Consider the following 993-nt stretch of genomic DNA (forward strand, 5'->3'; position numbering starts at 1 on the left):
CTCACCGTTATAATAATGATTGGAGTCTCTATATGAAGATGTTGAAATTTGGTTGGATACTGCTTGGTTTGCTGTTCTCAGTGTCGAGCACCTTAGTATCAGCTGAAGAAGGCAAAAGAAAAATAAAAGCAGAAGATCTTGTCGAGGCGCCAATTGCCGAGAGCGCTGTTGACCTTAACCAAGTGAGGCGGGGTAAGGTTACTGAGGAGCAAGCGATCGCGCAGCTTAAATATATGATGGTGCAGGGTTGGATGCGCATGGAAAAGAACTTGCTTGAACGTGGTGAATTTTTACCTTTTGGGATGGTACTTTCCCCGCAGGGTGAATTTAACGTGTTAGCTATTGAGCACCAAAATCTTGTTAAAAAGGATTTTCAACTAGCCTCAATCATTCAATATTTAAAGCGTATTGCTAAAACTCGTGCAAAGTGGGGTGTTGGCTTAATGTATATTGAAACAAGAAAGAATGCTGATGGCTCATCCATGGACTACATTCGAGTAGTGGCAGAGCATATAGCGGGCTGGGCTAGATCGTGGTCTTACCCTTATAAGGTGGTAGATGGTGAAGTTAAGCTCGGCGCACCAAAGGAGACGGTTCTGAAGCCCATCTATTTTCAGTCTAATTAAATGAATAGCAAGGAGGGAGGAAAAGCTCGCTTCTTATTCTATCTTTAGCTTTATAAGGCCGCCCAGAAGGGCGGCTTTGTTTGTTATAGGGTTCGCTTGCTTAGGTGAATATCGTTTTGTGTGTGCTTTTTATTATGCGGATATGGATCTTACAACAAATTATGTAATTGTTAGGTGTTAGCCTTTAACGATTTGTTATTCAAAATGAACCCTGAGCGCGTAGTCTGTCGGGGTTTTTTGGGTTTTATAGCGCTGATTTTAATAATTAGATTGTATATACTGTGCGCCGATTTTGCTTAGTCATGGCTGTTATGTGATTTAGATGTCATGTCTTTAAATAAGTATGTAAAGAAAGATTTATATAGGT

Annotated in this window: 1 protein-coding gene; it reads left to right on the forward strand. The window is 40.7% G+C overall.

Annotated features, from left to right (window positions below; all coding sequences use genetic code 11):
• Positions 1–626: hypothetical protein (locus A3756_RS17970; protein ID WP_231875565.1), on the forward strand; the 626-nt coding region annotated here is incomplete at its 5' end.
• Between the last annotated feature and the right edge of the window lie 367 nt (positions 627–993).

The sequence above is a fragment of the Oleiphilus sp. HI0086 genome (assembly GCF_001635225.1).